This is a genomic window from Allobosea sp. CER48, from assembly GCF_044752385.1.
Classification (GTDB): domain Bacteria; phylum Pseudomonadota; class Alphaproteobacteria; order Rhizobiales; family Beijerinckiaceae; genus Allobosea.
Map to the genome: position 1 here is coordinate 1 of NZ_JBIWYK010000364.1, position 3,347 is coordinate 3,347.

Genomic DNA, 3,347 nt, shown 5'->3' on the forward strand with positions numbered 1-3,347 from the left:
AGAAGGCACTCGCCGCAGCCCCGGCCGCGACGGCGCCGACGGCAGCGCCGCCGAGGACCGGGGCGAGCGACGGCGCCGGGCTCGCCTGCGCAGGGACAGGCGCCTCCGGCCGCTCCTGTTCCCGCAGCGCACGGGCGCGTTCCATCGCGATCTGCGCCGACGATTCCGTCCGCGCCTGCATGGCCTCGGTCAGGGACCGCCGGACGGCGCGGAGCTCGCGCAGAACCCAGGCGAGCGACAGCAGGATCAGGCCGGCGCTGCTCGCGATCGAACCGATGATGACCTGCGTGAAGCCCCGTTCGAGGACCATGTAGGGCCACCCGTCAAAGATGGCATAGGCGCCGCCGCCAAAGAGAACGAGGCCCAGAACGGTGAAAATCGCGATCAATTTCGCATCCTTGAGGTGGATCGCGCCGGCGCCGGGTGAAGCGCAGACGCTTGACTATCTAACGTATTGAATAAGGGAGAGTTTCCAATCCGGACGGCTTAGACGGAGGAAATTGGCGCGATTGTGGCCGCCTGTCGAGAAGACATGAGCAATTCGCAGCGGGAGCGGTTGTCGGCCGGCACCAAGGCGCTTAACTATCGGTGAGAATGGCAGGCTCCCCTGCCCCCGTCCATCGACGGCAAGCCATTCTCATTAAAGCGATTTTCATAGCCCAAGGAGAGGCCTCATGTCTTTTACTCTTCCTGACCTGCCCTACGCCCATGATGCTCTCCAGCCCTTCATGTCGAAGGAGACGCTCGAGTACCATCACGACAAGCACCACCTCGCTTACGTGACCAACGGCAACAACGCGATCAAGGGCACGGAATTCGAGGGCAAGTCGCTCGAGGAGATCGTCAAGGGCTCCTACGGCAAGAACCCGGCGGTCTTCAACAATGCCGGACAGCACTACAACCACCTCCACTTCTGGAAGTGGATGAAGCCGAATGGCGGCGGCAAGATTCCGGGCGCGCTCGAGAAGGCGATCGTCGATTCTTTCGGCTCGGTCGACAAGTTCAAGGAAGACTTCGTCGCTGCCGGCGTCGGCCAGTTCGGCTCGGGCTGGGCCTGGCTCGAGGTCAAGGGCGGCAAGGTCGCGGTCAGCAAGACCCCGAATGGCGAGAGCCCGCTCGTCCATGGCGCAACGCCGATCCTCGGCGTCGACGTCTGGGAGCACTCCTACTACATCGACTACCGCAACCGTCGCCCCGACTATCTCAAGGCCTTCCTCGAGAGCCTCGTGAACTGGGAATATGTCGCAGAGCTCCACGACGCCGCCAAGGCCTGAGGCCGATTGCAGCGCGAAATGCGAACGGGGCCTCGCGGCCCCGTTTTTTTAGCCGCTCCAGATAGCTGCAGCGCTCAGACGGCGACGTTCCGCAGGAACTGGTCGACGGTCGAGTCCAGCCGCTGCGCCTGGGTCGTCACGTCTCCGGCGGCATAGCGCACCTGTTCGGCCGAGCGCCCGGTCTCCTCGACACTGTCGGCCAGCACGCTGAGATCGCTCGACACCGAAAGCGAGGAGGAGCTCGCCATCGCGACGCCGCTGGCGATCTCGCCCGTAGCGATCGCCTGCTGCTCGATCGAGGTCGCGACCGAATTGGCGAATTTCTCGATCGCGTTCATGCGTTCGGCGATATTCTGGATCGCGCCGACGACCTGACCGGTGGCGCCCTGAATCGCTGCGACCTGGGCGACGATGCGGTCGGTCGCGTCCGCCGTCTGGGCGGCGAGTGACTTAACCTCCGAGGCCACGACCGCGAAGCCGCGCCCGGCCTCACCGGCACGCGCCGCCTCGATCGTGGCGTTCAGCGCCAGCAGGTTCGTCTGCGCGGCGATGTCGCGGATCAGGTTGACAACCTCGCCGATGGCTCGCGCCGTCTCGTCGAGTTCGCGCACCGAGCCTGCCGTGTCGCGCGAGGCGGAGGCCGCCTCGACGATCTCGGTGCGGACACGCCGCACCTGAAACTCCACCTCGCGGATGGCTGCACCCATCTCTTCGGCCGCCTGGGCTGCGTTCTCGACATTGCCGGATGCGCCATGGGCGTTGTCGGCGGCACGGGCGGCCCGCTGCGAGGACTCGGCGGCGACGCGGGCAAGCCCGTCCGACGCCTCACGCATCCGCTCGGCGTTGTTCTTGAACGCCTCGAGCGCCAACCCGACCTCGCCGCGAAACGAGATGATCGCGGCATCGACGCCCTGCTGGCGGGCCCGCCGCTCCACCTCGGAGGCGCTCTGCTTCTCCTGGAGCGTCGCACGCTCGGCCAGGCGAACCTTGAGCACGCCCAGAGCCCTCGCGATCGCTCCGATCTCGTCTTTTCTTTCCAGCGCGTCGATGGGCGTGTCGAGCTTGCCGTCGGAGATGCTGACGATCGACTTCGTCATGCTGCGCAGGGGGCGCATCGTCCGCGACAGCGAGAACCACAGCAGTGGCCCCAGCACGACCAGGATCAGCAGGCCGAGGCCGATGGTGACGAACTGCTCCCAGGCTGCGCGCGCCACCAGCCGGGTCTTGTCGAAGCGCAGCGCAACGTAACCGATCAGCTTGCGCTGGTTTCCGACTCGCACCGCGTGGACCTTGGTGACGGCGGCATCGTCCTCGATCGTGACCTCGTCGCGGCCCTGCAGAGCCTTCCAGGGCTCCTCGCCGATCGCGCCGGCGAGCCAGCGCGGCGTCAGCGAGAGGCGCGCCTCCTCGCTGCGCCCGGCGGAGGCGAGCGTCGAAAGATCGTCTCCGACCAGGCCCGCGTCGAAGTCCGGATCGCGCTGGAGTGAATTGAGGATGTAGCCGAGCGTATTGGTGTCGCGCGACAGGATCAGCGAGGGCGCCGCATTCACCACCATCAGCGTCAGCGCCGCAACCTTCTGTTCGAGGTCTGCGCGCGTGCGAGCGTCGTTGTAGCGCGCGATCGCCATGACGACGAGGACAACGGCAACGGCAACGATCGCCACGGCGGCCACGGCGATCTGCCGGCTGAGAGACCCCAGGCCCCGCCCGATCGGGTGCGCCAGCTCGCCCGCGGCGGAGGCGCGTCTGAACCACGTCATCGAGCCGAAATCCCCGAAACCGGCGCCGACAGCCGCAAGGCCGCGCGCCACTCCTACCCTGCTCCGACCTTGGCTTATCCCGGTAAACAAATCGCTTGCGCGAGGGCCGCGCGCGTCACTCAGCCCGTCAATTCGCGAAAGCGACGCAGCGGCATGCCAGGCGGCGGCCGGAATCCCATGAGCGCCGCATGCTCCACCGGCCGGGTGGCGGTGACGGGATCGAGCCTGACGAGCTCATCGTCGACGAAGCCGGGGTGGCACATCACGAGATGGGCCGCCCCCGGCCTGATGAGGAAGCGCTTGAGATCCTCGC

Annotated in this window: 3 protein-coding genes and 1 pseudogene; 1 reads left to right on the top strand and 3 read right to left on the bottom strand. The window is 66.7% G+C overall.

The features are described 5' to 3' along the window. A partial coding sequence (locus ACIPIA_RS12825; protein WP_400510111.1) for a hypothetical protein occupies positions 1–388 on the bottom strand: 388 nt, incomplete at its 3' end. Positions 389–674: 286 nt separating this feature from the next. On the opposite strand from ACIPIA_RS12825, the gene ACIPIA_RS12830 reads away from it, so the two are divergent. Beyond that, positions 675–1,274 (top strand): superoxide dismutase, encoded by a 600-nt coding sequence (locus ACIPIA_RS12830; protein WP_400510112.1) that lies wholly within the window; start codon positions 675–677, stop codon positions 1,272–1,274. Between the two features lie 74 nt (positions 1,275–1,348). Here ACIPIA_RS12830 and ACIPIA_RS12835 read toward each other — a convergent pair whose 3' ends face one another. Beyond that, entirely contained in the window at positions 1,349–3,034 is a 1,686-nt protein-coding gene (locus tag ACIPIA_RS12835; RefSeq protein ID WP_400510113.1) for a methyl-accepting chemotaxis protein, read from the bottom strand. 119 nt (positions 3,035–3,153) lie between these two features. Then, positions 3,154–3,347 (bottom strand): annotated as a pseudogene (locus ACIPIA_RS12840) (ChbG/HpnK family deacetylase); the annotation flags it as partial.

Bases quoted from the DNA above. Each gene is read 5' to 3' on its own strand.
- ACIPIA_RS12830 (WP_400510112.1), top strand. From the start codon at position 675: ATGTCTTTTACTCTTCCTGACCTGCCCTACGCCCATGATGCTCTCCAG.
- ACIPIA_RS12835 (WP_400510113.1), bottom strand. From the start codon at position 3,034: ATGACGTGGTTCAGACGCGCCTCCGCCGCGGGCGAGCTGGCGCACCCG.